This is a genomic window from Metabacillus sp. cB07, from assembly GCF_016839225.1.
Taxonomy (GTDB): domain Bacteria; phylum Bacillota; class Bacilli; order Bacillales; family Bacillaceae; genus Bacillus_P; species Bacillus_P indicus.
Map to the genome: position 1 here is coordinate 3,964,997 of NZ_CP069296.1, position 25,993 is coordinate 3,990,989.

Consider the following 25,993-nt stretch of genomic DNA (forward strand, 5'->3'; position numbering starts at 1 on the left):
AAGAAATCACCCGAAAAGTCCGGGTTTGACTTTTTGGGGGATTTTGTTCTGACAGAGGAGTTGGGCGCTGCAGCTGGACAAGGAGTCAAGTTCCTTCCGCTGCAATCCACTATTGTGCAAGTGCAAACAGAAAGCGACCACCTTTACGAAAATATCCTTCTGCTTTACCCCTTAGTTAAATGCTTGCTGATGACGATTCTTTGAATCTCGCTTGTGCCTTCGTAGATTTCGCAGACTTTGGCATCGCGGAAGTAGCGTTCGACGGGGTAGTCTTTTGTGTAGCCGTAGCCGCCGAAGACCTGGATGGCTTCTGTTGCTGTTTCCATGGCTGTTTTGGATGCGAACAGCTTTGCCATGGATGCTTCTTTGCCGCACGGCATGCCGTTTTCTCTCATGAATGCCGCTCTGTAGGTGAGCAGTTCTGATGCCTCGACGGCTGTCGCCATGTCGGCAAGCTTGAAGCCGATTCCCTGCTGGGATGAGATCGGCCTTCCAAACTGGACGCGCTCTTTTGCGTATTCAACCGATTTTTCAAGGGCGGCCTGGGCAATTCCGAGCGACTGGGCAGCAATTCCGATGCGCCCGACGTCAAGGTTGGCCATCGCAATTTTGAAGCCTTCGCCTTCTTCGCCGAGCAGATTTTCAGCAGGCACTTCAGCATCTTCAAACGAAAGCTGAACCGTTCTTGAACCGTACAGACCCATTTTATGTTCGTCTTTTCCGATGACAAGGCCTTTTGTGTTTTTCTCGACGATAAAAGCAGAAATCCCTTTTAGGCCCGCCTCAGCGTTCGTAGAAGCGAAAACAATGTACGTATCTGCTTCCCCGCCGTTTGTAATAAACACTTTTGAGCCGTTCAGAATGTAGGTGCCGTCTTTTTTGACTGCTTTTGTTTTGAGGCTGCCTGCATCAGATCCTGATCCCGGTTCAGTCAGGCAGAATGCGCCGAGGTACTCGCCGCTTGCAAGCTTTGGAATGTACTTGTTTTTCTGCTCTTCCGTTCCGAAATAGAGGATCGGATTTGTTCCAACCGATGTATGGACGCTCAGGATGACCCCGACTGTCGCACTGACCTTTGAAAGTTCATGAATGGCAATAATGTAGGATGTAAAGTCCATTCCGGCTCCGCCGTACTGTTCCGGCACAGGGATACCCATCAGGCCGAGAGATCCCATTTTCCGGAGAATGTCCCGGGGGAATTCTCCCTTTTCCATCCTTTCGACAAACGGTTCGATTTCAGCCTGGGCAAAATCCCTGACCATTTTCCTCATCATTTCCTGTTCTTCCGTGAAGCGAATATTCATATCCCGTCCCCCTGTGATGTCCGTCTACCCTTCGTATGAATAGAATCCTCTGCCTGTTTTGCGTCCGAGCCAGCCAGCTTTCACATATTTTCTGAGAAGCGGACATGGGCGGTATTTGTCGTCGCCGAAGCCTTCATGCAGCGTTTCCATAATGTAGAGGCATGTATCAAGACCGATAAAGTCAGCAAGCGTCAGCGGCCCCATCGGATGGTTCATGCCAAGCTTCATCACTTCATCAATCGCTTCTTTCTCTGCCACCCCTTCATAAAGCGTATAGATCGCTTCATTGATCATCGGCATCAGAATGCGGTTTGAAACAAATCCGGGAAAATCATTGACCTCAACCGGGATTTTATTCAGCGTTTTCGTCATATCTTCTATCGACTGATACACTTCATCTGCTGTTGCAAGGCCCCGGATAATTTCAACAAGCTTCATGACAGGAACAGGATTCATAAAGTGCATGCCGATGACTTTTTCCGGACGGTTTGTTGCTGCCGCAATTTCCGTGATCGGCAGGGAAGATGTGTTTGTTGCGAGAATCGTCGTTTCCGGCGTGATTTTATCAAGCTTTGCGAATATGTCTGTTTTGATTGCCATGTTCTCAACAGCTGCTTCAATGACAAGGTCCGTCCCGGCTGCATCCTGCAAATCTGCTGACGGCTTAAGCCTGCTTAAGATTTCCTGTTTTTGATCTGCTGTTAGCTTCTGCTTATCTACTTGCCGCTGAAGGTTTTTTTCAATAGAGGCGAGTCCTTTTAAAACAAATTCCTCTTTCAGGTCGTTGACTAAAACGTTATATCCTGCCATTGCGCAAACCTGCGCGATGCCTGACCCCATCTGTCCTGCCCCGATTACCATTACGTTTTGAATACTCATCGATATCCCTCCTGCTTTTAAACTTCCACCATAATTGCGTCGCCCTGGCCTCCGCCGCTGCAGATGGCCGCAATGCCGATGCCGCCGCCGCGACGTTTCAGCTCGTGAATCAATGTGATGATAATCCGCGCTCCGCTTGCCCCGATCGGGTGTCCAAGTGCCACAGCTCCGCCGTTTACGTTCACTTTTTCAGGGTCAAGACCGGCAAGTTGATTGCTTGCAAGAGCAACCGCCGAGAACGCCTCGTTTATTTCAAATAAATCGATTTCTTCAAGCTTTCTGCCCGTTTTCTTTAAAAGCTCAAGAATGACAAGGCCCGGCGTCTTTGGAAAATCCTTCGCTTCAAGTGCAATCGCCGTGTGGCCAAGGATTGCTGCCAGCGGCTGCTTTCCTTCTTTTTGAGCCCGTTCCTCGCTCATGAGAACAAGAGCGCCTGCCCCGTCATTCACTCCAGGGGCGTTGCCCGCTGTAATCGTCCCTGCCTGATTAAAAACGGGAGACAGCTTTGAAAGCCTTTCGATTGAAGTATCTTTTCTTGGTGCTTCGTCGTGCTGAACGATGACAGGATCTCCTTTTCTCTGCGGTACAGGGACAGGAACAATTTCTTCGCCCAGTTTTCCTGACTCAATGGCTGCGGTGGACCGCTCATGGCTTCTGAGCGCCCATGCATCCTGTGCTTCTCTTGAAATTTCAAGCTCTGATGCCGTTTCATTTCCGTAGGTTCCCATATGCACACCTGTAAATGTGCACGTCAGTCCGTCATGCACCATCATGTCCTGAACCTTTGCATCTCCCATGCGAAGTCCCCATCTTGCTTTTGGCATCATGTACGGCGCATTGCTCATCGACTCCATCCCGCCTGCAACAATGACTTCTTCGTCGCCTGCACGGATAATCTGGTCGGCGAGCGTCACGCTTCGAAGGCCGGAAGCACAGACTTTATTGATTGTTTCGGTTTTCACTTCCCACGGCATGCCTGCGTGTCTTGCTGCCTGGCGGGAAGGAATCTGCCCCTGTCCGCCCTGAAGAACAGAACCCATGATGACTTCATCTACTTCCTCTGCTTTTACGCCAGCGCGCTCTAACGCTTCTTTAATGGCGATGCCGCCAAGCTGCGATGCTGTCAGCGTGCTCAGCCCTCCGCCAAATTTCCCAAAAGGTGTGCGCACTCCGCTTACAATAACTGTCCTGTTCATCGTTCATCATCCCTCCGTATTTTTATAAAAGATTTGTAGAAAGCGGTTACAAAATTGCCGATTGAACGCTCGCTCAGTATGGGTCCAGCCAATAAGGTGAAACGAAATCCGTCTCACCTTCCTATTTGGACTATTGGCTGTTCACACTTTAAGCGGCACTTTCTTTTCCTTCTCCAATCACTGCTTTTTCAAGCAGCTCTGCCACATCATACGTGCTGACTGTCTCTTCAACTTCTTTTGCTTTCGTTCCGTCACTGAGCATGGTCAGGCAGTAAGGACATCCGGAACTGATGACAGTCGGATTCACTTCAAGCGCCTGGTTCGTTCTCGCCACGTTAACACGCGAACCGGCATCCTCTTCCATCCACATCAAACCTCCGCCGGCTCCGCAGCACATGCCTGTTTCCCGGTTCCGGTTCATCTCAACAAGCTTTACGCCCGGAATGGCTTTTAATATTTCGCGAGGCGGCTCATACACTTCGTTATAGCGGCCAAGGTAGCAGGAATCGTGGAACGTGATCGTTTCCTTCACTTCATGCTTTGGAACAAGCTTTCCTTCCTTCACTAATGATGCAAGCAGCTCTGTATGATGGTATACCTCTGCTTCAAGCCCAAAGTCAGGATATTCATTTTTGAAAATGTTATAAGCATGCGGATCAATTGTGACAATCTTTTTGATCTCATTTTTCTGGAATTCATCAATGTTTTTCGTCGCAAGCTCCTGGAACAAAAATTCGTTTCCAAGACGGCGCGGCGTGTCTCCAGAGTTCTTTTCCTTGTTTCCAAGAATAGCAAACTTCACTCCCGCTTCGTTCAGAAGCTTTGCAAATGAAAGGGCGATTTTCTGGCTTCGGTTGTCATAAGATCCCATAGATCCGACCCAGAACAGGTATTCAAACTCTTCGCCTGCCTTGTTCATTTCTTTCACCGTCGGAACATGAACATCTTCGCGTGCCTCGCGCCAGTCTTCACGCTCTTTGCGGTTAAGGCCCCACGGATTTCCCTGGCGCTCAATGTTCGTCATGGCGCGCTGGGCATCTGCGTCCATTTTTCCTTCAGTAAGAACAAGATAACGGCGCATATCAATAATTTTATCAACGTGCTCATTCATTACCGGACACTGATCCTCACAGTTGCGGCACGTTGTACATGCCCAGATTTCCTCTTCTGTGATGATTTCCCCGATCAGGCTCGGATTATAGGCAAGCGATGCTGCAGCTTCCTGTGAACCCTGTCCCTGGGCCATCGCAGCAAGCTGGTTTCCCTTCGTATCTGCAAATGCATAGGCAGGAACCCATGGTGACATTGATGTGACGGCAGCGCCTTTTTCCGTTAAATGGTCGCGAAGCCTTAAGATCAGGTCCATCGGCGACAGCATTTTGCCTGTTCCTGTTGCAGGACACATATTCGTACAGCGCCCGCACTCTACGCAGGCATATAAGTCAATCAGCTGCGTCTGTTTGAAATCTTCAATTTTACCGACCCCGAAAGTCTCCTGAGTCTCATCTTCAAAATCAATTTTCTCAAGCTTTCCAGGATTCGAAAGACGTCCGAAATAGACGTTGGCCGGTCCTGCAAGCAAATGTGCGTGTTTTGACTGCGGTACATAGACAAGGAATGTTAAAAGGATCAATAAATGAACCCACCATGAAATGTAAAAGATGACGGCAGCTCCCGTTTCACCGACAAAGCTAAGCAGATATGCAAAGCTTGATGCGATCGGTTCTGTCCATGTCAGCTCATGATTGTGCCAGATGAGGTTCATTCCGTTTCCAAGAAGAACAGAAAGCATCAGCCCGCCGATGAAAATCAGGACAAGACCCGCTTTGAAGTTCTTTTTAAGACGGACGAGCCTTTCTATGTATCTGCGGTGAAAAGCCCATACAACCGCAACAAGAATCATCAGCGTGACGATTTCCTGGAAGAATGTAAATCCTGGATACAGCGGCCCAAGCGGCAGATGCGCATCCGGAATTAACCCTTTAATAATAAAATCAAGCGCCCCAAACTGGACAAGGATAAATCCGTAGAAGAACATGACGTGCATGATTCCGCTCTTTTTATCCTTTAATAGCTTTTTCTGGCCGAAAACATTCACCATAATGTTTTTCAGCCGCTCATTTAATCGCTGATCAAACTCCTGTTTTCGTCCGAGCTTGATATAAGCCATGCGTGAACGGATCAGGTATACAAACAAACTGACTCCGTAAGCGGTTACAAGTATGAATGCCAAAAAGTTGACCCATAGCAGTGCGTCCACTGTCTCTCCCCCGTTTCTGTGATGAAATTTCCCGTTTCCCCATGATTTCAAATACTTTAAATCCATTTAATTTTCAGAATTTAACCTATACTTACATGATAATAATGAATGAGCATTCAGTCAATGATTTTCACTCAATCTTCCCCTGATAATTTTTCATCCCGACGTAAAAGATAAAAGATAGATGAATTCATGGAGGGTTTGGAATGAACGGCATTCTTTTTTTCACAGCGGTTATGATTATTCTTGCTGTTTTTCTCTCTATGGACTTTTATTTTGGGCGAATGCAGCACGTAAAGACGGCTGCCGCAACTGTCTTTCCTCCGAGAAAAAGTGATTTGGAGCTGTTCACTGTCGGCCAGCACTTTTATGAACGGCTGTTTGAGGATATTGAAAATAGCACCCATTCGGTTCATGTGTTATTTTATATTATAAAAAATGACCCTGACAGCGAGTCCTTTCTTTCCCTCCTGCAGAAAAAAGCGGAGCAGGGAATCAGCGTGCGGCTGCTTGCTGACTATGTCGGCAGCCATCACCTTGAAGAAAAGAAAATTCAGCAGCTGAAAGAAAGCGGCATTTCCTTTGCTTTTGCCCATAAACCGAAATGGCCCTTCTTTTTTTACAGCTCACAGACAAGAAATCACAGAAAAATTACTGTCATTGACGGCAGGACGGGCTACACCGGAGGCTTTAATATCGGGAAAGAGTATCTTGGCAAAGACCCGAAGTTCGGCTTTTGGAGAGATTATCATCTGCGGGTTACGGGGGAAGGCGTACAGGATTTGCAGCGGCAGTTTCTGACCGACTGGAACGCTGCGTCTGATGAGCAGCCTGAAGAGGATAATGGGCTTTTTCCTTCTCTTGCACAAGGCCGGTTTGAGCACAGGTTTCTTACGACTCCGGGCATGGAACTTGAGAAGAATTTTCTCGCATTTGTTAAAGAAGCAAAAAAAGAGCTTCTGATTTGTTCCCCTTATTTCATTCCCGGAAAGAAACTGATGAAAGAGCTTTTGAACGCAAGGAACCGCGGAGTTTCAGTCAAGATTATGGTGCCGATGAAGGCTGATCATCCGTTTGTGAAAGAAGCGTCTTTCCCTTATTTCGGTCCTCTTTTGAAGGCCGGCTGTGACATTTATCAATATTATTATGGTTTTTATCATGCGAAAGTCATTGTCGTTGATGACGGCTTCTGTGACATCGGGACAGCAAACTTTGATAAGCGGAGCCTTTTTTTAAATGACGAATTCAACTGCCTTGTTTATGACAGTTCCTTTGTTAAGGAGGTCAAGCTTACTGTGGTGGAGGATATGAAGAGGTCTGCGAAATTAACCCTCGACCATTATAACAGCAGATCTGTCCGGCAAAGGGTGATGGAGAAAACCGCTTCCTTCGTATCTTATTTCTTATAAAACCGGCGAAAGGAGAATATCATGGAAATCCGGTTCGGCTATGTATCAAATGCTCTTAACTTGTGGGACTGCTCCCCTGCAAAAACGATGACTTTTGCCCGCTATTCTAAGCTTGACCGCGAAGAGGCCGATCAGGCGCTTCATACTGTTGCAGAGCAGAACCTCCAGCATACGCTGCGCATTCTGCATTATAGCGTCGCCCATGAGATTCCGCTCTACCGTTTCTCATCTTCCCTTATTCCACTTGCTACCCACCCAGAAGTAAAGTGGGATTTCTTGACGCCGTTTGGCGGTCTTTTGCAGGAGATCGGCAGTTTGGTGAGAAAGAACAGTCTCCGGGTCAGCTTTCATCCTAATCAGTTCACCCTGTTTACGAGCGACAAGCCGCATATTACAGAAAATGCCGTAGCTGATATGCAGTATCACTATGATCTCCTGAAGGGGATGGGTCTTGAGGATGAGGGGTTTATCAACATTCATGTCGGCGGCGCGTACGGGAACAAAGAAACGGCGACAGAACGCTTTTACCGCAATATAAAGAAGCTTCCGGCTGAAATTAAAGCACGGATGACCCTTGAAAATGATGATAAAACATATACAACATCCGAAACACTGGCAATCTGCGAGAAGGAAAACATCCCGCTCATGTTCGATTATCATCACTACATTGCCAATAAAACCGATGAGGACGATCTTGAGGAGCTGCTGATCCGGTTTGCGCGAACGTGGGACGGCACCGGGAAAAAACCGAAGATCCATATATCCTCCCCAAAATCAGAGAAGGAGCTCAGAGCCCATGCCGATTATGTGGACCCTGATTTCATCATGCCTCTTTTGAAAAAGCTTAAAGAAATGGATTTGGACAGTGATTTTATGATTGAAGCCAAACAGAAGGACCGTGCCGTTTTGAGGCTTGTAGAAGAGATTTCCGCCATCCGGGGTGTAAAGCGGATGAGCGGAGGATCAGTTGTGTGGTAGGATCAGTCGGCTTAAGCTCCCTGATCCTCTGTTTCTTTGTCAAACAATGTTATAAAGGCGGCCCAGGACATGAAGGCGGCAACAAGACAAAACAGGGCCGCAGCGCATGCAATAAGATATTCTCCTTCCTTGAATCCGGCATATGTTGCATAGCCTGTCATAACAGCAAATAGAGGCGTGAAAATCAGCATCGCATAGTCTCCCACTTTCGATCTAACTTTATGGCGCTCCTTCCCCCACATCATGTATAAAATACCTGCAAGTACTACAAGAAAAACCACGCATGCCGCCGCGTAACCCACAGCTCCCGCTGATACATTTTTTATCAGCCCGTCCGCTGTCATCCATCCAAGAAACAGGATTAATATTGTACCCGGAATTTTCATCATGGAAGAAAGACATCCCATCTTCATGACCTCCTTTATGTATTCTGTTGATTTCATACCTCACCCTCATACAGTTTAAAACCTTTTTCAGGAAATTTAACGGGTGGATGGTACTGTATTTCATCATAGTTCACCGAAATACTGCTCCAAGAACGCTCAATTGGCAAAATAAAAAAGAACGGCCATCAGCCGTTCTTTCTTCCTTACATTTTTTCAGGAGCAGATACTCCAATTAGAGTAAGCGAGTTTTTCAATGTGATTTGTGTTGCTTTCATTAACGCGAGACGCGCTTTGCTCTTCGCTTCGTTTTCAGGGTCAAGCACTTTTTCTGCGTTGTAGAAGCTGTGAAGCGCAGATGACAGATCATAAATGTAGTTTGTGATTCTGTGCGGGATACGCTTTGCAGCTGCTTCTGTTACTGCCTGCGGGAATTCGCCGAGTTTTTTCAGCAGCTCTACTTCTTTTTCAGATGTTATATCGTTAAAGTTCTGAACATCTTCGTATGAAAGTCCCTGCTCTGCCCCCTGGCGCAGCATGCTTTCGATGCGGGCATGTGCATATTGGGCATAGAATACCGGGTTTTCGTTCGACTGTGATGCTGCAAGGTCCATATCAAAGTCCATGTGTGTATCAGCGCTTCTCATCGCGAAGAAGTAGCGTACAGCATCAAGTCCTACTTCTTCCATCAGATCGCGCATCGTCACAGCTTTGCCTGTCCGTTTGCTCATTTTCATCTTTTCGCCGTTTTTGTATAAGTGAACGAGCTGGATGATTTCAACTTCCAGTGTGTCTTTTTCGTATCCAAGCGCTTCGATTGCCGCTTTCATGCGCGGAATGTAGCCGTGATGGTCAGCGCCCCAGATGTTGATCAGCTTTGTAAATCCGCGGTCAAGCTTATCTTTGTGATAAGCGATATCCGGCGTTAAATACGTGTAGGAGCCGTCATTTTTAATAAGCACGCGGTCTTTATCATCGCCGTATGCCGTTGAACGGAACCAAGTCGCTCCCTCTTCCTCGAAAATATGTCCTTTTTCGCGGAGAACAGCAAGAGCAGCATCAATTTTCCCGTTTTGGTAAAGAGATGTTTCCGAATACCAGACGTCAAACGGCACGCGGAATGCATCCAGATCCTTCTTCAGTTTATCCATCTCGAATTTCAGGCCGTACTCACGGAAAAACGCAAGACGCTCTTCTTTGCTTTCTGACACGAACCGGTCACCGAATTCGTCGGCAAGCTTTTTGCCGATATCAATGATGTCCTTGCCGTGATAGCCGTCTTCAGGCATCGCTGCGTCCTGTCCAAGAGCCTGCAGATAGCGCGCTTCAACTGACAGAGCGAGGTTGTTGATCTGGTTGCCTGCATCGTTAATGTAATACTCGCGTGAAACATCATAGCCGGCTTTATCAAGAATGTTGCACAGGGAATCTCCGACCGCTGCACCGCGCGCGTGGCCCAAGTGAAGCGTTCCTGTCGGGTTGGCTGATACAAACTCAACCTGAAGCTTTTCGTTGTTGCCGATGTTCACTTCGCCGTAGGCCTCTCCTGCTTCTAAAATAGACGGGATGAGATCCGTAAGGTACGAATTATTCATGTAAAAATTGATGAAACCTGGTCCGGCAATTTCAATTTTTTCGATTGATGCCTTTCCTTTATCAAAAGACGCTACAATGCTTTCTGCAATCGCACGAGGTGCTTTTTTTGCAACACGCGCAAGCTGCATCGCCATGTTTGTTGAATAGTCGCCATGCGCTTTTTCTTTCGGAAGCTCTAAAATCACATCTGGAATCTGGCTTTCTTCTGCAAGTCCAGCCTTAAGTACTGATGCTTTAATTTCGTCTTTTAACCGTTCTTTAACCTGCTCAACGATGTTCATCCTTTTTCCTCCCTAAACATGATCGTTAACATATGTGAATGCGAATCTTCTTCGCCGATTTGAAGTTCATATTGAACACGGATGATGCCGCCTGCGTTCCCGTCAGTCATCCTGACAGAAATGGCTTTTGTCCTCGTTTCAAGCCTGAGTTCCCCGAACTGCGTCCTGTAGTTTGTCATGGTGTCCACATCTTTTACAAAGCGCTGTTTCATGGAGACTGCCCCGGACCTCATAATAAACACTTCATCATCCCTGAATTTGACGACTGTTTTTACTTTTCCGTACTCGTGTTCCTCGTGATAGCTTAAATAGGAGGCGTTATTTTTTACATAGTGCTCGCCGGAAGTAAAAAGCTCCAGGTTTTCTGTGTCCCCGCCCTGATTGATCTCCGTTTTTACGATCACTTGAACTGGTTTGCTTGCCGTCATTGTCACACATCCTTATAAAAGTATCCGCTATTAACTTATCCAGTATAAAGATTTCGGGCAGAAAATTCAATAGAAGGCAAGTAGTTATCATCGTTGACGTTCTAAGGCCTTTTATACCCCAAAATTAGCTGAATATGAAAAAGCTCCAGTTCAAAGCTGGAGCTTTTCTCATTACGGGCGCTTTTGCACCCAGCCTAAAATCATTTCACGAATCAGTTTGCTTGCTGTATTGGCCGTCTGTTCAGAGTTGTCATAGATAGGCGCGACTTCTACGAGGTCTGCACCGACAACATGAATATCAGAGCCTGCAATCGCATGAATGGAAGCAAGCAGTTCTTTTGATGTAATGCCGCCTGCATCAACAGTTCCCGTTCCAGGTGCGTGTGCAGGGTCCAAAACATCGATGTCGATTGTGACATAAACCGGACGTCCGGCAAGAGTCGGAAGGATTTCCTTCAGCGGCTCAAGCACTTCGAATTTCGAGATGTGCATGCCGTTTTCCTTTGCCCACTTAAATTCTTCCCTCATGCCTGAACGGATGCCGAAAGAATACACATTCGACGGTCCAATCAGATTGGCCGCTTTGCGGATCGGCGTTGAGTGGGAAAGAGGCTCCCCTTCGTACTCTTCGCGAAGATCCGTATGGGCATCCATATGGATAATCGCAAGATCCGGATATTTTTTGTACATCGCTTTGATGACCGGCCATGAAACGAGATGCTCTCCGCCCATTCCAAGCGGGAACTTATCCTCTGCCAGTACTTTATCAATAAAATCTTCGATGATATCAAGGCTGCGCTGCGCGTTGCCGAACGGAAGCGGAATGTCCCCTGCATCAAAGTATTTTACTTCTTCAAGCTCGCGGTCTAAATACGCGCTGTATTCTTCAAGACCGATTGACACTTCGCGGATGCGCGCTGGGCCGAATCTTGAACCGGGACGGTAGCTTACTGTCCAGTCCATCGGCATGCCGTAGAGGACGGCTTCGCTGTCTTCGAATGTCGGGTGGCTTTTAATAAAAACGTTGCCTGAATAGGCTTCATCAAATCGCATTTGTGTTTCCTCCTGATTATTTGATTAGATCTGCTACAAATTTCGGCAGGACAAACGCTGCTTTATGAAGCTCTTTTGTGTAATACTTCGTTTCGATCTCATGGAAGCGGTCTTCGCTCACTTCAAGCGGATCATATTTTTTCGATCCAAGTGTGAACGTCCAAAGTCCGCTTGGGTATGTGGGGATGTTTGCTGTGTAAAGACGCGTAATCGGGAAGATTTCTCTTACATCGCGCTGCACGTTGCGGATCAGGTCAGGCGTGAACCAAGGGTTGTCTGACTGTGCAACAAAGATGCCGTCTTCTTTAAGGGCTTTTGAAATTCCAGCATAGAAGCCTTTAGAGAAAAGGTTCACAGCAGGTCCTACAGGCTCCGTAGAATCAACCATGATGACATCGTATTCGTTATTGCTCTCTGCAATATGCATGAATCCGTCGCCGACTTTTACCTCTACGCGCTCATTTTCAAGCTCTCCGGCAATTTCAGGCAGGTACTTTTTAGAGTACTCGATTACTTTTCCGTCAATATCAACAAGCGTCGCTTTTTTCACGCCTGGGTGCTTCATAATTTCACGGATTACCCCGCCGTCTCCTCCGCCTACAACAAGAACGTTTTCAGGATTCGGGTGTGTAAATAGAGGTACGTGAGCAACCATTTCATGATAGACGAATTCATCTACCTGTGAAGTCATGACCATGCCGTCCAAAAGAAGCATGTTGCCCCACTCTTCTGTTTCGACCATGTCAAGCTTCTGGAATTCTGTCTGCTCTGTATGTAAAGTGCGGTTAATTTTAATCGTAATGCCGAAGTTTTCGGTTTGTTTTTCTGTAAACCAATGTCCTCCCATATTAAAACTTCCTTTCTATATATAGTTTCTTTTAAAGCTACAGTAACGATTATTCCCTAATCGGTCATTCTGATTCGCCAAATTTCGAGTTCAAAACCTCACGGAAAAGTATAGATGAATCTAGCAAAATTGCAAGAAGAATTTTAATAGAAAAGGTTTAAAAAGACTGAGATTTTCTCATACTGATTATCAGGAAATGTTGCGGATTTCACGTATTCCGAAAAGATGCAGAAATGAGGTGGGGAACATGGAGGTTATGACGCCGCGGAGAATGCGCATAACTATCAAAGCAGTACGAGCTGCTTTTTTCATCAGTCTTATTGCCATTTTTACAGGGTCAGTCTTGCTCGGCACCGTCATGCTTACGGCAAAATGGCAGGGTGCTCCTTCCCTGGCCGTTCAGCAGTCTTCCATTATGTATGCAGGTGACGGGTCTGAGATTGCAAGAACCCATCACGGCGGCAAACGGTACTGGGTGAATCTCGAAGAAATGTCCCCTTCCCTGCTGGCAGCGACAGTGGCTGTCGAGGACAGGCACTTTTACAGTCATCACGGGTTTGACTATAAACGGATCGCCGGTGCTGCGCTTGCAGATTTAAAAGCAATGGCAAAGGTTCAGGGAGCGAGCACGATTACCCAGCAGTACGCACGTAACCTTTATCTTGGACACGATAAAACATGGAAGCGAAAACTGTCTGAAGCTTTTTACACTATACGCCTTGAGCTGAATTACAGCAAAGAAGAGATTCTGGAAGGCTATTTAAATACGATTTACTACGGCCACGGGGCATACGGGGCTGAAGCTGCCGCCAGGTATTATTTTGACAAAACGGCCGCAGAATTATCCCTCGCTGAAGCAGCAATGCTTGCAGGAATCCCTAAAGCGCCAGGCTCTTATTCTCCTTTTGACAATCAGGAGCGGGCGAAAAGCAGGCAGGAACTGATCTTGAAAACGATGGTGAACCAAGAGCTTATCACACAGGCAGAAGCAGATAAAGCCTATAATGAACCTTTAAAATACAGAGCAATTGAAGCTGTTAAAGCACCCGAAGCAGCACCGTATTTCCAGGATGCTGTTATGAAGGAGCTGTCTGAAAAGCTCAACCTTGACAGAGTCACAATTGAAACGCGGGGTTTGCGGATTTTTACGACCCTTGATCTTGAGATGCAAAAAATCGCAGAGCAGAAGATGGCAGACATCATTGATGAGGATTCAGCCATTCAGGCGGGATTTATGGCCATGGACCCGAAAACGGGGCAGGTAAAGGCGCTGATCGGCGGCAGAGACTACGCAGCAAGCCCCTTCAACAGGGCTACACAGGCTAAGAGACAGCCCGGTTCGACAATGAAGCCGTTTCTCTATTATGCCGCAGTGAACAAAGGGTTCACCCCTTCTACCCTGCTGAAAAGCGAGCCGTATACGTTCAAATTTGAGGACGGTAAATCGGTTTACAAGCCAAGCAACTATAACGGCTATTATGCAGACGGCGACATCACCCTTGCACAGGCCATTGCGCTTTCAGACAACATCTATGCTGTGAAAACACACCTTTTCCTTGGCATGAATGAGCTGATTGACTCGTCCAAAGCACTGGGCATTACAAGCAGGCTGCAGAAGGTGCCGTCACTTGCTTTAGGCACGTCTCCCGTAAAGCTTTCCGAAATGGTCGGCGGATACGGGATGCTTGCAAACGGCGGCAAGCAAATCGAGCCTTCCTTCATCAAAAGAGTGGAAGATGCAGAAGGAAACGTCATTTATCAGAAGGAAAAAACGGGTGAACAAGTACTGAACGCAGAAGCAGCCTTTGTCACATCCCATTTGATGACCGGAATGTTTGATGAGCAGCTGAATGATTATACATCCGTTACCGGCCACGCAATCATCCCGAAACTTTCGCGGGAATATGCAGGAAAATCCGGTACAACTAAGACTGACAGCTGGATGATCGGCTATGCCCCGCAGCTTGTTGCTGGTGTCTGGACAGGCTATGACAAAGACCAGACGATCGATGCAGTAGCAGAACGCAGCTATGCCAAGGACATTTGGGCAGGGTTTATGGAAGAAGCGCTGAAGGATGAGTCAGTGAAGGCTTTCTCTCCTCCTAAAGGCGTCATTGGCGTCTACATCAATCCGAAGACCGGCAAGCTCGCATCAGACAACTGTCCGGCTAAGAGGTTCGCTTATTTCGTAAAAGGCACAGAGCCGACGGAGTATTGCACAGATCACTTAGAAGACGGGAACAGCACTCCTCAAAAAGGGGAAGAAAAGCAGGAAGAAACGTGGTACAAAAAAGTATGGAAATGGTGGGACTAGGCATCAGCCGCCCCTACTAGATGAAAAACCCCGGACCGCCCATGGTCCGGGGTTTTTCGTGTCCTAGCTTTATAAGCTATCTTCAGTTTACTAAAATCGAAAGAATTTGACAATTTGTTCACAGGAACGTCACAGGATTGTCACGATTCCCCAAGCCCTGTTTTCAGCTCCGCACCGGAGTTGTTCCACATATCTGCATTGTGGTTCTTCAAAAAGTTCATCAGCACTCCTTTAGAAGGGACATCCATGTGATCAACCATAATATGGCGCTTAAGCGATTTATCCATCTTGTTTACGTGTTCAGGGAGCGACTTATAGCCTCTTCTGATTTCACGGTCGACCGTCATTTCACAAGCCGTTACGCCAGCGTAGTACGGCCCTTCTGCTTTGCGGTCAATGGTCACCCATACGAGCCAGAACGGCTTCCCGTTCGGCACATCCTCCTTGTTCGGAAGAAACTTAATACCCTTTTCAACCGTGCTTCTCGCATGCATCGCACCGATGTCGACAAAAGCTTCCCCCTCATTTACATCTATAAACACAGGAGAAATATTCTCAAGGCTCAGTGCACCGACCCCATAGCCGCCGTGGCCGTCAGTCGGATCGTTTTTGATGATATTGAACGCAACCTTTTTCTTTTTCTTATCTTGCTCCATTTAGATAACCTCCTAGAAAAACGGGGTGAGTATTGTTTGAAAAACCGTCAGCACAGCATCCGTTCCATATGAAAACGCCGGCTGAATCGTGTATTCGTCAAGCGGTGTCAGAACTAAAATCAAAAAAACAACAATCCCGTAGTTTTCAAACTGCGTCATTTTCGCCCGGATGCGCGAAGGCGCCAGATCTTCAATGATCCGGTATCCGTCAAGCGGCGGAAACGGAAACAGGTTGAAAATGAACAGGGTAATATTTAATCCCACAAGGATGTTAAAAAACTGCTCCAGACTTTCTGCCATACCTGATGACAAACCGGTCAAAACCCCTGTACTCAAAAGTATATACCATAACGCCAGGCCAATAAAAGCGACGAGCAAATTGCTGAGGGGCCCGGCAGCCGATACGAGAATTCCGGCAAGCCGCGGCTTTTTAAAATAAAACCGGTTGACCGGAACCGGCCTCGCCCACCCGAAGCCCGCAATAAATATCAAAATCGTCCCGAACGGATCAAGATGCTTCAGCGGCGACAGTGTCAGCCTTCCCTGATTCTTTGCAGTAGGATCTCCAAATTTAAAGGCTACATACGCATGGGCAAACTCATGCACCGAAAACGCAATGGCAAGCACAATCACAACGTACGGAATGAGCTCTAAATCAAACGCCAAAAATTCCACCAATCATTCTCCTCGCTAAACATTCTATTCTCCTTCAAGTATACTATAGAAGAATCCACCTAGAATACAAAAAGGAGAGTGTGACAATGCCATACGTAACTGTAAAAATGCTTGAAGGCCGCACAGAAGACCAGAAAAAAGCACTAGTTGAAAAAGTAACTGCAGCTGTATCCGAAACAACAGGCGCTCCTGCGGAGAAAATCGCTGTATTTATTGAAGAAATGAGCAAAAATCATTATGGAGTTGGCGGAAAACGCCTCAGCGATCAGTAAGCAAAAATCCCCCGGCAGAGCCCGGGGGATTTTCTATTGAAAAGCCTTCGTACGAATCGCCTCTATGTACTCATACGCCTGGCCGATTTCTTCTTCTGTATATTTCTGCTTGCTCTTAAGCGTAAAGACCTTTTCTTTCACTTCCTCTTTTTCAAGGGAATCAAAGTACAGAACGGTCGAGACAAGCTCGAGGAATCTGGCAGACTGGCCGTTTAAATCCTGCATGCATTCCTGCATCGGCGGCATGTCCGGCTCATAATTGGCAAGAAACTCTTCGCCCGACTCTGTCAGGGAATAGCGGTACTGAAAATATCCGCCTTTTTTCTCGTGCATTTCATTCAGAAACCCGAGATTGCAGAGCTCTTCAATCCTTAGCGTCAGTTCCTCTGAATATGGTCCGTAAAAGTGAAAATCATATTTTTCATAAAAAGGAAGATTGATCTTTTTGGCTATGTAGATCATCTTCTGCAGCTTTTTCCGTCCGGTAATCTCACCCGAAGAAGAAAAGACCTTCATCAGCTTTGCGTGTTCATTCAGCAAACCCCAACACTCCTAACCTTGTATTTTCACAGTATCTCTCTCTTTTTATTGTGTACTGAAGCGGCCCGCTCCCGGCCTAAACATTCAGCAATTCCATAATCCGTTTCTTCGCTGTTCGTTTTGATGACATATCCTTTATGAGATCTAATGGAAAATACAGCTTGTGGTCGGTTCTGCGCTTTCCTGATATCGCATCTACAATCTCCGACTGGCGGGAAAGCTCCCGCAAATCTCCGTTTGGCAGCTGCAGATGAATCGGAAGACGCTCCTCTTCCTCTCCCGGACGGTAAAAATCGTAAGGAAGATCAGACGATGAATCCACTACAAGATAATAGTCAGGGTCGATGCCTGCTTTTTTAAACAAAGCTGTAAGCTCCATCAGCTTCTTCATTTCCACTGTTGCAGCAGGATTAAACTCCGCATATTGAAACAGGTTCCTGTTCATGAACCTTCTGCAAAGGTCGCTCAGAATCGGATCCGCTTCCTCCTGCCACTGCTGGAAATAATACATCACAACGGACTCATCAAGCTTCAGATAATCCTCCGTGGTGACTTCCTCTTCAAAAATAGAATAAAAGTGGACCGGGTCCTGCCTGAATGTGTAGTAGTTTTTATGAAGATCCTTCGCACGGTGCAGTATTTTTGTCAGGATAACCTCTGCACTTCGTGTCACAGGATGAAAATAAACCTGCCAGTACATTTGATATCGGCTCATAATGTAATCTTCTACAGCATGCATCCCGCTTTGCTTGATGACCACCTGATCTTCGCGCGGCCTCATGACCCTGAGTATCCGCTCCATATCAAAATGTCCGTAGCTGACTCCTGTAAAATAAGCATCCCGCTGCAGGTAATCCATCCGGTCGGCGTCAATCTGGCTCGAAATAAGGCTGACGACCTGCTTATTCTCATACGTTTTGCCGATCACTTCGGCCACCTTTTTCGGGAAATCGTCACCCATCTGGCGCAGGACGGCATTCACTTCCGTATCACCCGTCAGAATCTCCCGTGTAAATTGTTCGTGATCCATGTGAAACACTTTTTCAAATGAATGCGAAAACGGACCGTGCCCCAAATCGTGCAGAAGGGCTGCGCAAAGCGAAAGAAGCCTGTCGTCATCATTCCACTCAGGACGTCCTTTAAAGACGTCATCTACGATTCTCCGCACAATTTCATAGACTCCTAAAGAATGATTAAACCGGCTGTGTTCTGCTCCGTGGAAGACAAGGTAGGTCGTTCCGAGCTGTCTGATCCTGCGGAGCCTTTGAAACTCTTTCGTTCCAATCAGATCCCAAATCAGCTTGTCCCTTACATGGATATATCTGTGTACCGGATCTTTAAACACTTTTTCCTCAGAAAGCTTTCCGCTAATGGCCACTTAAAGTTCCCTCTTCCATCTTGACTTGTATCCATTATATCGATTTGGAAATGATGGCTTCAACCATTATTTTCAAAATGAATCCGATAAAAAAATCACCACTGCAGGATGTGCCAATGGTGATATTATTTCTTCAATTTTGTTTCAATTTTAACGATCAGCTCGTCCTCATTCGGAGCTGATAGCGGACGGTTATTAACAAACGCAAACGATTTTTTTCTGCCTGGACCGCAGTATGACTGGCACCCGATGTCAATTTTCGCATCAGGATCCACTTTTTTCAGGCGCGGCAGCAACGTCTTCATGTTGGTTGCCTGGCAATCGTCGCATATTCTGAATTCATTTGCCACTGTCTTACAACCCTTTCCTTCTGTGAATCACGTTCAAACACTATTTGGTATTTTACAGCTATTTGAACGCCAATGCAAGCCGGGGGAAATAACTTCTAGAAAGAATCCCTTTTCGGAAAATCTACTATCCTTGTAAAGTTTTTGTATAAAACCCGCCCAATCTGGCCAGAATGGTAACAAGAAAATACACAACTATTTATCTAATGAAAAGCGGATGCACATTTTATCTGCTTCGCATCTTAAGAAATTATTCTATCTACACTTTTATTAAGGGAGTTGGAACACATGAAACAGCGACAAGACGCCTGGTCAGAAGAAGATGATCTGTTATTGGCTGAAACTGTCCTCCGCCACGTCCGCGAAGGAAGCACACAGCTGAATGCCTTTGAAGAAGTAGGAGACAAGCTTAACCGCACGTCGGCCGCCTGCGGATTCCGCTGGAACGCCGTTGTCCGCCATAACTATGAAAAAGCGCTTCAGCTTGCCAAAAAACAGCGCAAGCAAAAAATGCGCGCAGCAGGAAAAGGACAGCCCGCCAAAAAGCAGCTGCTCTACTCTCCGCTTGAAACTGAGAATGTACCTGTATCTGAAGAAATTCATCCGGCTGTCTATGAACAAGAAGAACTGCCTGCTGTGACACACCCTGCCTACCAGGAAGATGTGCACATGGAAGAAACCTATGAGATTCCATTTACAGCCCGCAGACCTTCGCTGCCTTCAGCACCAGCCGAACTGACCATGAACCAGGTCATTTCATTTCTAGAATCATATTCTCAGTCAAACGAGCACGTAAATGCACTGAAACTTGAGAATGAGAGATTAAAGCGCGAAAACTACGAGCTTTCCATGCGGAACCAGGACCTTGCTGTAAAAGTATCACAGCTCGAGCAGGATACCGTCATGGTGCAGGAAGATTACGAAACCCTCATGAAAATCATGAACCGTGCAAGAAAGCTTGTCTTATTTGAAGAAGAAGAGCGTCCGGCCACAAAGTTCAAAATGGACCGGAACGGCAATTTGGAGAAGCTGGCGGAGTGATGCAAAAGATGTCCTGATGGGGCATCTTTTTTTAGTTGAAGACACATCGAGGAGAGATTATTGAAAGGCTGAATGCTCTTGTTTCAGAAAAGAGGTTTGGAGCACTTACGGCGGATTGTGATGGGGCGTTTGTGCTCTTAAACCGTGTTAGTCGCACAAACTCTTAGCTGGGTAGACGCGTTTGTGCTCTTAAATCTTGTTAGCAACACAAACTCTTAGCTGGGTAGACACGTTTGTGCTCTTAAACCTGGTTAGCAGCACAAACTCTTAGCTGGGTAGATAAGTTAGTGCTCTTAAACCTGGTTAGCAGCACAAACTCTTAGCTGGGTAGACACGTTTGTGCTCTTAAACCTGGTTAGCAGCACAAACTCTTAGCTGGGCAGACGCGTTTGTGCTCTTAAACCTTGTTTGCTGCACAAACTCTTAGCTGGGTAGACACCCTAGTGCTCTTAAACAAGGTTTACCGCACAAACTTTGCACAATGAAGACACCCACAAAAAAACAGGAAGGAAACCCCTCCTGCCTGCTTTTTTGCCCTCTATTGAACGGTCCCAAATACCTTCTCATTTCTGTCATACATCCGAAGCAGGTTTTTTTCAAACAGCACCTGCTCATCAACAGAAAGGGATGCTGAGTAGATTCTGCCGCTCAGTTCCTTCAGTGTCTTCAGAAAAGAAAGCATCAGCGACTGCACCGTGATGCCGTCCTGAAGCAGCTCGCTTAATGAAGCCATTGTTTCCGGAACAATTTCGGGATACGCAAATTTTGTCTGCTCTCCTTTTTTGGCAAGTTCATAAAACCTGCGGATGAGCTCAGCACGCTCTGAACCGCTTCCATCTGCACACAGATAGATCTGAACGGCAATTCCTCCGCGCAGTCTGCGCTGCGAGATCCCTGCGAACTTTTTCCCGTCAATGCTGAGGTCATAGCTGCCTGGGCAGTACGAGCCGGTTATCTCGCGGGCTTCAATCTCCGCATTGTAGGGCTTCAGCATCCGTTTGATCAGATCCCACATCGTGTCATAGCCGCGGTTTATATCAATTCCTTTATCTGTTTCAGGAAAAATAAGCGAAATGTTGAGGACACCCTCATCAAGTACAACAGCGAGACCGCCGGAGTTCCGGACGATGACCCTGTAGCCCTGCTCCTTCAGAAAAGCTATGCCATCCTGCAAATAAGGAAGCTTTGTGTCCTGAATGCCGAGTACAACCGTTTTGTGGTGCACCCATGTTCTCGCCGTTGCAGGCGATGTGCCGTTTCCGACAGCAGCGCACAAGGTGTCATCCATGGCAAAGGACTGCCTCGCATCAAAATGCGGCCCGAGACTGGACTGGTCGACAATTTTCCATTCATCCTGTTTCAGCAATGTTTCAAAAGACATCTTCGTAGACTCCTTAGCGTTTATAAACATGTTCATTATAGCATGTGATCAGAAAAAAGAGACAGCGGCCGCTGTCTCTTTCCGTACGATTAGATTGCCTGTCCGGCAGTAATCAATGCAAGTTTGTATACATCTTCTGCGTTGCATCCGCGTGACAAGTCGTTAACCGGTGCATTCAGTCCCTGCAGGATTGGGCCTACTGCTTCAAAGTTGCCCAGGCGCTGAGCGATTTTGTAGCCGATGTTGCCTGCTTCAAGGCTTGGGAAAACAAATACGTTAGCGTCGCCTTTAAGAACGGAGTCCGGAGCTTTAGAAGCTGCCACGGAAGGTACGAACGCAGCGTCAAATTGGAATTCGCCGTCAAGCACAAGCGTCGGGTCCATTTCTTTTGCAATTTTCACAGCTTCTGCTACACGCTCTGTTTCAGGTGATTTAGCTGAGCCTTTTGTTGAAAAGCTGAGCATCGCCACTCTTGGCTCAATGTTGAACATGTCTGCTGTTTTCGCGCTTTCGATGGCGATTTCAGCAAGGTCCTGGCTGTCTGGGGCAATGTTGATTGCGCAGTCTGCAAAGACATATTTTTCATCGCCGCGCACCATGATGAACACGCCTGATGTTTTTTTGATGCCTTCTTTTGTTTTAATGATTTGAAGAGCCGGGCGAACAGTATCTGCTGTAGAATGCGCCGCGCCGCTTACAAGTCCGTGTGCTTGCCCTGTGTAAACAAGCATTGTGCCGAAGTAGTTTTCATCCAATAGAATCTTTTGAGCCTGTTCTTCTGTCGCTTTTCCTTTGCGGCGCTCTACAAAAGATGCCACAAGCTCATTCATGCCTTCAAATGTCTGAGGATCATAGATCTCAACACCTTCAAGTGTAAGATTCAGTTCATTCGCTTTTGCTGTGATCTCATCTTTGCTTCCGACAAGAATCGGCACGAGAATGCCTTCTCCGGCAAGACGGTTTGCAGCTGTAAGAATACGCTCATCCGTTCCTTCAGGGAAAACAAGTTTCAGCTCTTTTCCTGATACTTTCTCTTTTAAAAGACTAAATAAATCAGACATTCCAAAACCTCCTAATTTGTTAAAAACAAACACTCTACAGACAAGGATACTCCACTTTCAGGCAAATTCAAACAAGCCGGGACCAATGCAGCGCTTACACGACAAATTCTTTATTTTCTAAATAGACAAACATTTTTACCTTTAAACATCCTTATTTAATATGTGCAGCAGAGTCTGATTTCATTATTCCATGGACAAACTGTGGTATAGTAAATAGCGTAAATAAGTATGATGAAACGGAGTGAACGTACATGAGTGAAGCTGCACAAACACTTGACGGCTGGTATTGCCTGCACGATTTCCGCGCAATGAACTGGGCGCTCTGGAAAACGGCAAGCAGCGATGAACGCCAGTCAGCCATTTATGAGTTTCAGGGTTTGCTTGAAAAATGGGGACTTGCAGATGAGCAGAAGCAGGGAAGTCAGGCGCTGTACTCAATCGTCGGACAAAAAGCCGACTTTATGCTGATGATTTTGCGCCCTACGATGGAAGAACTGAATGTCATTGAAACAGAGTTTAATAAATCAAAGCTTGCTGATTACACTCTCCCGACCTTCTCTTACGTATCAGTTGTGGAGCTGAGCAACTACCTGCCTGCAGGAGAAGATCCGTATCAGAATCCGCAGGTTCTTGCCCGTCTGTATCCTTCCCTTCCTGAAGCGAAGCACGTCTGCTTCTACCCGATGGATAAACGCCGAAACGGCGAAGACAACTGGTATATGCTTCCGATGGAAGAACGCAAAAGCCTGATGCGCAGCCACGGTATGATTGGCCGTCAGTATGCCGGCAAAGTGAAGCAGATCATTACAGGATCTGTCGGATTTGATGATTTTGAATGGGGTGTTACGCTCTTTTCAGATGATGTGCTTCAATTCAAAAAGCTTGTATATGAGATGAGATTCGATGAAGTGAGCGCGCGCTACGGCGAGTTTGGCACATTCTTTGTCGGAAATATTCTTCCTGAAGATAAATTGTACAGCTATTTCCATATTTAACGTTCACAAGCTCTTGCCGGATCAGGCAGGGGCTTTTTTTGTGTCATAACGCTTATTTTCCGTTCATACCTATAAATGAGTGAGATTGATCTTTCATCCAGTCACACTGCTTCTTTGCGCCATCGCGGGGCAAATGATTCTGGTGTTTATTCAATTCTTACTGATTAAGGAGGGTTATTATGAATTCAGGTTTCAATCAGTTTGGAGCAGGCTTTAATCCTTATGGATATGATTACCGTCAGCAGCAGCCGCAGTTCGGGCAGCAGCAGCAATTTGGACAGCAGCAGGGCGGCGGACAGCAAGGTATGCAGGGCGGGCAGCAGCAGACTCCGACTCAGGCACAGGGCGGGATGCTGCCGCTTGAAGAATCATATGTCGAAAACATTCTGAGGCTTAACCGCGGAAAAGTTGCGACGATCTACATGACATTTGAAAACAGCAAAGAGTGGAACTCAAAAATCTTTAAAGGCGTGATTGAAGCGGCCGGCCGCGATCATATCATTCTGAGTGATCCGAAAACGTCTAAAAGGTACCTGCTTTTGACCATCTACCTTGATTACATTACGTTTGATGAGGAGATCGCCTATTATTATCCATACGATATGACGTCATATTCGCCTAGATAAGGTCAGATCTTTAGAGCATATACCGTGTATGCTCTTTTTTAGCCTTTCCAGTAATAGCGGTCGTCTTCGCCTGTATCGTCAGGCGATACGTCCTTTTGCTTCTCCTGTTTAAAAAGCGCAATGGTTTCCTGTTCTGCCTGTGAAACCGTACTCTGCACTGGTTTGGGCTCTTCTTTCACAAGTGTGTGAACATAGCTCTCCATAATGCTCGTCCTGTCCTCATATCGCTTTAAAAAAGCTGATACGGCGAGCAGAAGGCTTCCGCCGATCATCAGGTATACAAAGATAGACAGGCCGGGAAGCATCTGAATATAAAAAAGTCCGTACGGCTCGTAATACTGCTGATTCTCTTCTGACACCATTTTATAGATGGTTGATATGGAGCTTAACCCTCCGGCAAGCCCTCCAATGATCATGATACTCCCAATAATCGTCAGTATTTTCTTCACTCTTCTCCCGCCTTCCTTTTTCATTATTTTACCATGCGGCTGAATTTTAAGGGTAGCAAAAAGGCGGTCAGAACTCTTCATGCAGATTAGGCCGGCCTCATGAAGAAAGCCCCGCCTCAGGCGGAGCTCTTCAACACAAATTACAAGAATTTCACGGCTGCAATGATAATCATTACCCAGGCAATAAGGAAGGAAAGTCCCCCAAGCGGAGTGATGGCACCAAGAACACTGATTTGCGTAACAGCAAGAACGTACAGGCTTCCCGAAAACAGCAGAATGCCGATAAACATCAGCCATCCCGCCCAGTTCAGCATGCCTGCCTGCGGAAGCTTGTCCATGAGAAACGCGATGACAAACAGACCGCCTGCGTGAAACATCTGATAGGTGACGGCTTTTTCCCAGATGTTCAAGTATCTCTCAGGAATTTTCCCTTCAAGCCCGTGTGCGCCGAATGCGCCGAGTGCAACTGATAAAAAAGCATTTGCAGCAGCAAGTATTAAAAATAGTTTCACAATTATCTTCTCCCCGATTTTAAAATCTGACATCTGCTTTCATCTTACCTTAACGCACCTGCAAAGCAAAGGCAGGAAGCGTATTCGTCAACGGATAATTAGAAATCAAAAAGGGAATCGCCGCAGTCTTCCTCTTCTTTTTTCTTATTGAAGGATGAGGCGCCCATCATCTTCTGCAGCTGAAGAGCATCCATTTCTAAAGGCTTTGATGACTGCAGTTTCGGCTTGAACGGTTCTGAAGATTCCCCGCTTTTTTCGTCAAGGACAAGATCGCACAGAGTCTTAACAGCGAGCAGGCGCTCTCTTACTTCTGACTCGCTTGATCCATTCATCGCCATGCGGACCTCTTTTTCCATTTTTGCAAGCAGCTTTGAAATATGAATATCCATTATCGTTCCTCCATTATCATTTTTTGAGCGTATATTTTAAGCAATTTTCACCTGAAGATCTTTTTACCTCAACAGATGGCCTTGCAGCTGATTTAAAGCCGAAAGCCCTGCATCCGTTAGGAAATTGTCTATCCCAGGTCACGTAGTAATGTGCACATTTTAAACAGTTGATCTGCTGAACGTTCATCTGATATCCTGCCTTTTTCTTTTTCCTTGCCCCCTATTATAGCAGGAGTTATTGCACACCGCCTGTAAAAAAGAGGTTTACATCACGAGCCCGGGTGATAAATAACTAGTATTACTAAACAGGAGAGTGATTGAATATGAAACCGACAGTAAAAGAATACACAAATGATGAAGTATTGAAGCAGGATGTAACTGAGCTGAAAAATCAGGGTATTGATAAGCAGGATATTTATATTCTCTCACACGATGACGAGCGCACAAACCGTGTAGCAGGCAATGCGGACGCCAACACAATCGGACTTTCTGAAATGGGTCTAGGCAGCGCAGTAGGCAACATTTTCAGCAAAAAAGGAGACGAGCTCCGCACAAAGCTTGAAGAAATCGGATTCAGCAAGGAAGAAGCTGAGCGATATGAAGAAAAGCTTGATGAGGGTAAGATCCTTCTGATGGTAACAAACCGCGACCGCGTAACCGGCGGAATTTAATGGCTGACAAAAAGGAGGTGCAGAGGCACCTCCTTTTTTCATGCAGAGCGCCTGGGAACGGAAGGTCCAAGG

General features: G+C 46.5%; 27 protein-coding genes. 8 read left to right on the top strand and 19 right to left on the bottom strand.

From position 1 onward, the window contains the following. Nucleotides 1-164: 164 nt before the first annotated feature. The 4 genes from JOJ89_RS20185 to JOJ89_RS20200 form a co-directional block, all read right to left on the bottom strand. Nucleotides 165-1,304, bottom strand: coding sequence for an acyl-CoA dehydrogenase (locus JOJ89_RS20185; protein WP_203289182.1), 1,140 nt, complete (start codon nt 1,302-1,304; stop codon nt 165-167). Nucleotides 1,305-1,328: 24 nt separating this feature from the next. Then, nucleotides 1,329-2,183: a 3-hydroxybutyryl-CoA dehydrogenase gene (locus JOJ89_RS20190; RefSeq protein ID WP_029283264.1), complete on the bottom strand. Its 855-nt coding sequence runs from the start codon at nt 2,181-2,183 to the stop codon at nt 1,329-1,331. A gap of 17 nt (nt 2,184-2,200) precedes the next feature. Beyond that, nucleotides 2,201-3,379, bottom strand: a complete 1,179-nt coding sequence (locus tag JOJ89_RS20195; protein WP_029566578.1) for an acetyl-CoA C-acetyltransferase — start codon at nt 3,377-3,379, stop codon at nt 2,201-2,203. A gap of 148 nt (nt 3,380-3,527) precedes the next feature. Then, entirely contained in the window at nt 3,528-5,639 is a 2,112-nt protein-coding gene (locus JOJ89_RS20200) for a (Fe-S)-binding protein (RefSeq protein ID WP_029566577.1), read from the bottom strand. 206 nt (nt 5,640-5,845) lie between these two features. Between JOJ89_RS20200 and cls the strand changes: the two genes are divergently transcribed. Together cls and uvsE are read left to right on the top strand one after the other, a co-directional pair. After that, nucleotides 5,846-7,048 carry a cardiolipin synthase gene (cls, locus tag JOJ89_RS20205; protein WP_203289183.1) on the top strand — a complete coding sequence of 401 codons (1,203 nt, stop codon included), beginning with the start codon at nt 5,846-5,848 and terminating at the stop codon, nt 7,046-7,048. Nucleotides 7,049-7,069: 21 nt separating this feature from the next. After that, entirely contained in the window at nt 7,070-8,026 is a 957-nt protein-coding gene (uvsE, locus tag JOJ89_RS20210) for a UV DNA damage repair endonuclease UvsE (RefSeq protein WP_203289184.1), read from the top strand. 11 nt (nt 8,027-8,037) lie between these two features. Here uvsE and JOJ89_RS20215 read toward each other — a convergent pair whose 3' ends face one another. From JOJ89_RS20215 to speE, 5 genes are all read right to left on the bottom strand, one after another. Then, nucleotides 8,038-8,469 (bottom strand): hypothetical protein, encoded by a 432-nt coding sequence (locus JOJ89_RS20215; protein ID WP_203289185.1) that lies wholly within the window; start codon nt 8,467-8,469, stop codon nt 8,038-8,040. Nucleotides 8,470-8,615: 146 nt separating this feature from the next. Beyond that, on the bottom strand, nt 8,616-10,286 hold the full coding sequence (gene argS / locus JOJ89_RS20220) for an arginine--tRNA ligase (RefSeq protein WP_203289186.1): 1,671 nt from the start codon (nt 10,284-10,286) through the stop codon (nt 8,616-8,618). Beyond that, nucleotides 10,283-10,714, bottom strand: coding sequence for a YwiB family protein (locus JOJ89_RS20225; RefSeq protein ID WP_029566572.1), 432 nt, complete (start codon nt 10,712-10,714; stop codon nt 10,283-10,285). The genes argS and JOJ89_RS20225 overlap by 4 nt, the downstream gene beginning before the upstream one ends. A 171-nt stretch (nt 10,715-10,885) precedes the next feature. Next, the gene (speB, locus tag JOJ89_RS20230; protein ID WP_203289187.1) at nt 10,886-11,767 is read right to left on the bottom strand and encodes an agmatinase; all 882 of its coding nucleotides are present in this window, start codon (nt 11,765-11,767) and stop codon (nt 10,886-10,888) included. Between the two features lie 16 nt (nt 11,768-11,783). Further along, the gene (gene speE, locus JOJ89_RS20235) at nt 11,784-12,614 is read right to left on the bottom strand and encodes a spermidine synthase (protein ID WP_029283247.1); all 831 of its coding nucleotides are present in this window, start codon (nt 12,612-12,614) and stop codon (nt 11,784-11,786) included. Between the two features lie 247 nt (nt 12,615-12,861). Between speE and JOJ89_RS20240 the strand changes: the two genes are divergently transcribed. Next, the gene (locus tag JOJ89_RS20240; RefSeq protein WP_029283245.1) at nt 12,862-14,928 is read left to right on the top strand and encodes a transglycosylase domain-containing protein; all 2,067 of its coding nucleotides are present in this window, start codon (nt 12,862-12,864) and stop codon (nt 14,926-14,928) included. 140 nt (nt 14,929-15,068) lie between these two features. On the opposite strand, the gene JOJ89_RS20245 is transcribed toward JOJ89_RS20240, so the two are convergent. Then, the gene (locus tag JOJ89_RS20245; protein ID WP_029283243.1) at nt 15,069-15,584 is read right to left on the bottom strand and encodes a YwhD family protein; all 516 of its coding nucleotides are present in this window, start codon (nt 15,582-15,584) and stop codon (nt 15,069-15,071) included. 12 nt (nt 15,585-15,596) lie between these two features. After that, nucleotides 15,597-16,262, bottom strand: coding sequence for a site-2 protease family protein (locus JOJ89_RS20250; RefSeq protein ID WP_029566569.1), 666 nt, complete (start codon nt 16,260-16,262; stop codon nt 15,597-15,599). An 83-nt stretch (nt 16,263-16,345) separates the two neighbouring features. Between JOJ89_RS20250 and JOJ89_RS20255 the strand changes: the two genes are divergently transcribed. Next, nucleotides 16,346-16,531, top strand: coding sequence for a 2-hydroxymuconate tautomerase (locus JOJ89_RS20255; RefSeq protein WP_029283238.1), 186 nt, complete (start codon nt 16,346-16,348; stop codon nt 16,529-16,531). A gap of 33 nt (nt 16,532-16,564) precedes the next feature. On the opposite strand, the gene JOJ89_RS20260 is transcribed toward JOJ89_RS20255, so the two are convergent. From JOJ89_RS20260 to JOJ89_RS20270, 3 genes are all read right to left on the bottom strand, one after another. Continuing rightward, nucleotides 16,565-17,071 (bottom strand): YwgA family protein, encoded by a 507-nt coding sequence (locus tag JOJ89_RS20260; RefSeq protein WP_029566568.1) that lies wholly within the window; start codon nt 17,069-17,071, stop codon nt 16,565-16,567. A 76-nt stretch (nt 17,072-17,147) separates the two neighbouring features. Further along, entirely contained in the window at nt 17,148-18,449 is a 1,302-nt protein-coding gene (locus tag JOJ89_RS20265) for an HD domain-containing protein (protein ID WP_203289188.1), read from the bottom strand. Nucleotides 18,450-18,574: 125 nt separating this feature from the next. Continuing rightward, the gene (locus JOJ89_RS20270; protein WP_029283232.1) at nt 18,575-18,799 is read right to left on the bottom strand and encodes a YuzB family protein; all 225 of its coding nucleotides are present in this window, start codon (nt 18,797-18,799) and stop codon (nt 18,575-18,577) included. 285 nt (nt 18,800-19,084) lie between these two features. Between JOJ89_RS20270 and JOJ89_RS20275 the strand changes: the two genes are divergently transcribed. Next, nucleotides 19,085-19,837, top strand: a complete 753-nt coding sequence (locus JOJ89_RS20275) for an RsfA family transcriptional regulator (RefSeq protein ID WP_203289189.1) — start codon at nt 19,085-19,087, stop codon at nt 19,835-19,837. 538 nt (nt 19,838-20,375) lie between these two features. Here JOJ89_RS20275 and lipL read toward each other — a convergent pair. After that, nucleotides 20,376-21,218 carry an octanoyl-[GcvH]:protein N-octanoyltransferase gene (lipL, locus tag JOJ89_RS20280; RefSeq protein ID WP_203289190.1) on the bottom strand — a complete coding sequence of 281 codons (843 nt, stop codon included), beginning with the start codon at nt 21,216-21,218 and terminating at the stop codon, nt 20,376-20,378. Nucleotides 21,219-21,307: 89 nt separating this feature from the next. Continuing rightward, entirely contained in the window at nt 21,308-22,279 is a 972-nt protein-coding gene (gene pta / locus JOJ89_RS20285) for a phosphate acetyltransferase (protein ID WP_029283225.1), read from the bottom strand. Between the two features lie 251 nt (nt 22,280-22,530). Here pta and hemQ point away from each other — a divergent pair, with 251 nt between their 5' ends. Both hemQ and gerQ read left to right on the top strand, forming a co-directional pair. Beyond that, nucleotides 22,531-23,274 carry a hydrogen peroxide-dependent heme synthase gene (hemQ, locus tag JOJ89_RS20290; protein WP_029283224.1) on the top strand — a complete coding sequence of 248 codons (744 nt, stop codon included), beginning with the start codon at nt 22,531-22,533 and terminating at the stop codon, nt 23,272-23,274. Between the two features lie 179 nt (nt 23,275-23,453). After that, nucleotides 23,454-23,900 carry a spore coat protein GerQ gene (gene gerQ / locus JOJ89_RS20295; protein WP_029283222.1) on the top strand — a complete coding sequence of 149 codons (447 nt, stop codon included), beginning with the start codon at nt 23,454-23,456 and terminating at the stop codon, nt 23,898-23,900. A gap of 38 nt (nt 23,901-23,938) precedes the next feature. Here gerQ and JOJ89_RS20300 read toward each other — a convergent pair whose 3' ends face one another. From JOJ89_RS20300 to JOJ89_RS20310, 3 genes are all read right to left on the bottom strand, one after another. After that, a complete protein-coding gene (locus JOJ89_RS20300) occupies nt 23,939-24,349 on the bottom strand; it encodes a hypothetical protein (RefSeq protein WP_203289191.1) in 411 nt (136 codons plus the stop codon). A gap of 140 nt (nt 24,350-24,489) precedes the next feature. Further along, complete coding sequence (locus JOJ89_RS20305) at nt 24,490-24,861, bottom strand: DUF423 domain-containing protein (RefSeq protein WP_029283218.1); 372 nt, start codon at nt 24,859-24,861, stop codon at nt 24,490-24,492. Nucleotides 24,862-24,959: 98 nt separating this feature from the next. Beyond that, entirely contained in the window at nt 24,960-25,250 is a 291-nt protein-coding gene (locus tag JOJ89_RS20310) for a YwdI family protein (protein WP_029566560.1), read from the bottom strand. A 323-nt stretch (nt 25,251-25,573) separates the two neighbouring features. On the opposite strand from JOJ89_RS20310, the gene JOJ89_RS20315 reads away from it, so the two are divergent. After that, a complete protein-coding gene (locus tag JOJ89_RS20315) occupies nt 25,574-25,921 on the top strand; it encodes a YflT domain-containing protein (protein WP_029566559.1) in 348 nt (115 codons plus the stop codon). Nucleotides 25,922-25,993: the final 72 nt, after the last annotated feature.

Bases quoted from the DNA above. Each gene is read 5' to 3' on its own strand.
- JOJ89_RS20245 (WP_029283243.1), bottom strand. From the start codon at position 15,584: ATGGAGCAAGATAAGAAAAAGAAAAAGGTTGCGTTCAATATCATCAAA.
- cls (WP_203289183.1), top strand. From the start codon at position 5,846: ATGAACGGCATTCTTTTTTTCACAGCGGTTATGATTATTCTTGCTGTT.
- uvsE (WP_203289184.1), top strand. From the start codon at position 7,070: ATGGAAATCCGGTTCGGCTATGTATCAAATGCTCTTAACTTGTGGGAC.
- JOJ89_RS20185 (WP_203289182.1), bottom strand. From the start codon at position 1,304: ATGAATATTCGCTTCACGGAAGAACAGGAAATGATGAGGAAAATGGTC.
- speB (WP_203289187.1), bottom strand. From the start codon at position 11,767: ATGCGATTTGATGAAGCCTATTCAGGCAACGTTTTTATTAAAAGCCAC.
- JOJ89_RS20225 (WP_029566572.1), bottom strand. From the start codon at position 10,714: ATGACGGCAAGCAAACCAGTTCAAGTGATCGTAAAAACGGAGATCAAT.
- JOJ89_RS20190 (WP_029283264.1), bottom strand. From the start codon at position 2,183: ATGAGTATTCAAAACGTAATGGTAATCGGGGCAGGACAGATGGGGTCA.
- JOJ89_RS20310 (WP_029566560.1), bottom strand. From the start codon at position 25,250: ATGGATATTCATATTTCAAAGCTGCTTGCAAAAATGGAAAAAGAGGTC.
- lipL (WP_203289190.1), bottom strand. From the start codon at position 21,218: ATGTCTTTTGAAACATTGCTGAAACAGGATGAATGGAAAATTGTCGAC.
- argS (WP_203289186.1), bottom strand. From the start codon at position 10,286: ATGAACATCGTTGAGCAGGTTAAAGAACGGTTAAAAGACGAAATTAAA.
- gerQ (WP_029283222.1), top strand. From the start codon at position 23,454: ATGAATTCAGGTTTCAATCAGTTTGGAGCAGGCTTTAATCCTTATGGA.
- JOJ89_RS20315 (WP_029566559.1), top strand. From the start codon at position 25,574: ATGAAACCGACAGTAAAAGAATACACAAATGATGAAGTATTGAAGCAG.
- hemQ (WP_029283224.1), top strand. From the start codon at position 22,531: ATGAGTGAAGCTGCACAAACACTTGACGGCTGGTATTGCCTGCACGAT.
- JOJ89_RS20195 (WP_029566578.1), bottom strand. From the start codon at position 3,379: ATGAACAGGACAGTTATTGTAAGCGGAGTGCGCACACCTTTTGGGAAA.
- JOJ89_RS20255 (WP_029283238.1), top strand. From the start codon at position 16,346: ATGCCATACGTAACTGTAAAAATGCTTGAAGGCCGCACAGAAGACCAG.
- JOJ89_RS20240 (WP_029283245.1), top strand. From the start codon at position 12,862: ATGGAGGTTATGACGCCGCGGAGAATGCGCATAACTATCAAAGCAGTA.
- speE (WP_029283247.1), bottom strand. From the start codon at position 12,614: ATGGGAGGACATTGGTTTACAGAAAAACAAACCGAAAACTTCGGCATT.
- pta (WP_029283225.1), bottom strand. From the start codon at position 22,279: ATGTCTGATTTATTTAGTCTTTTAAAAGAGAAAGTATCAGGAAAAGAG.
- JOJ89_RS20215 (WP_203289185.1), bottom strand. From the start codon at position 8,469: ATGAAATCAACAGAATACATAAAGGAGGTCATGAAGATGGGATGTCTT.
- JOJ89_RS20275 (WP_203289189.1), top strand. From the start codon at position 19,085: ATGAAACAGCGACAAGACGCCTGGTCAGAAGAAGATGATCTGTTATTG.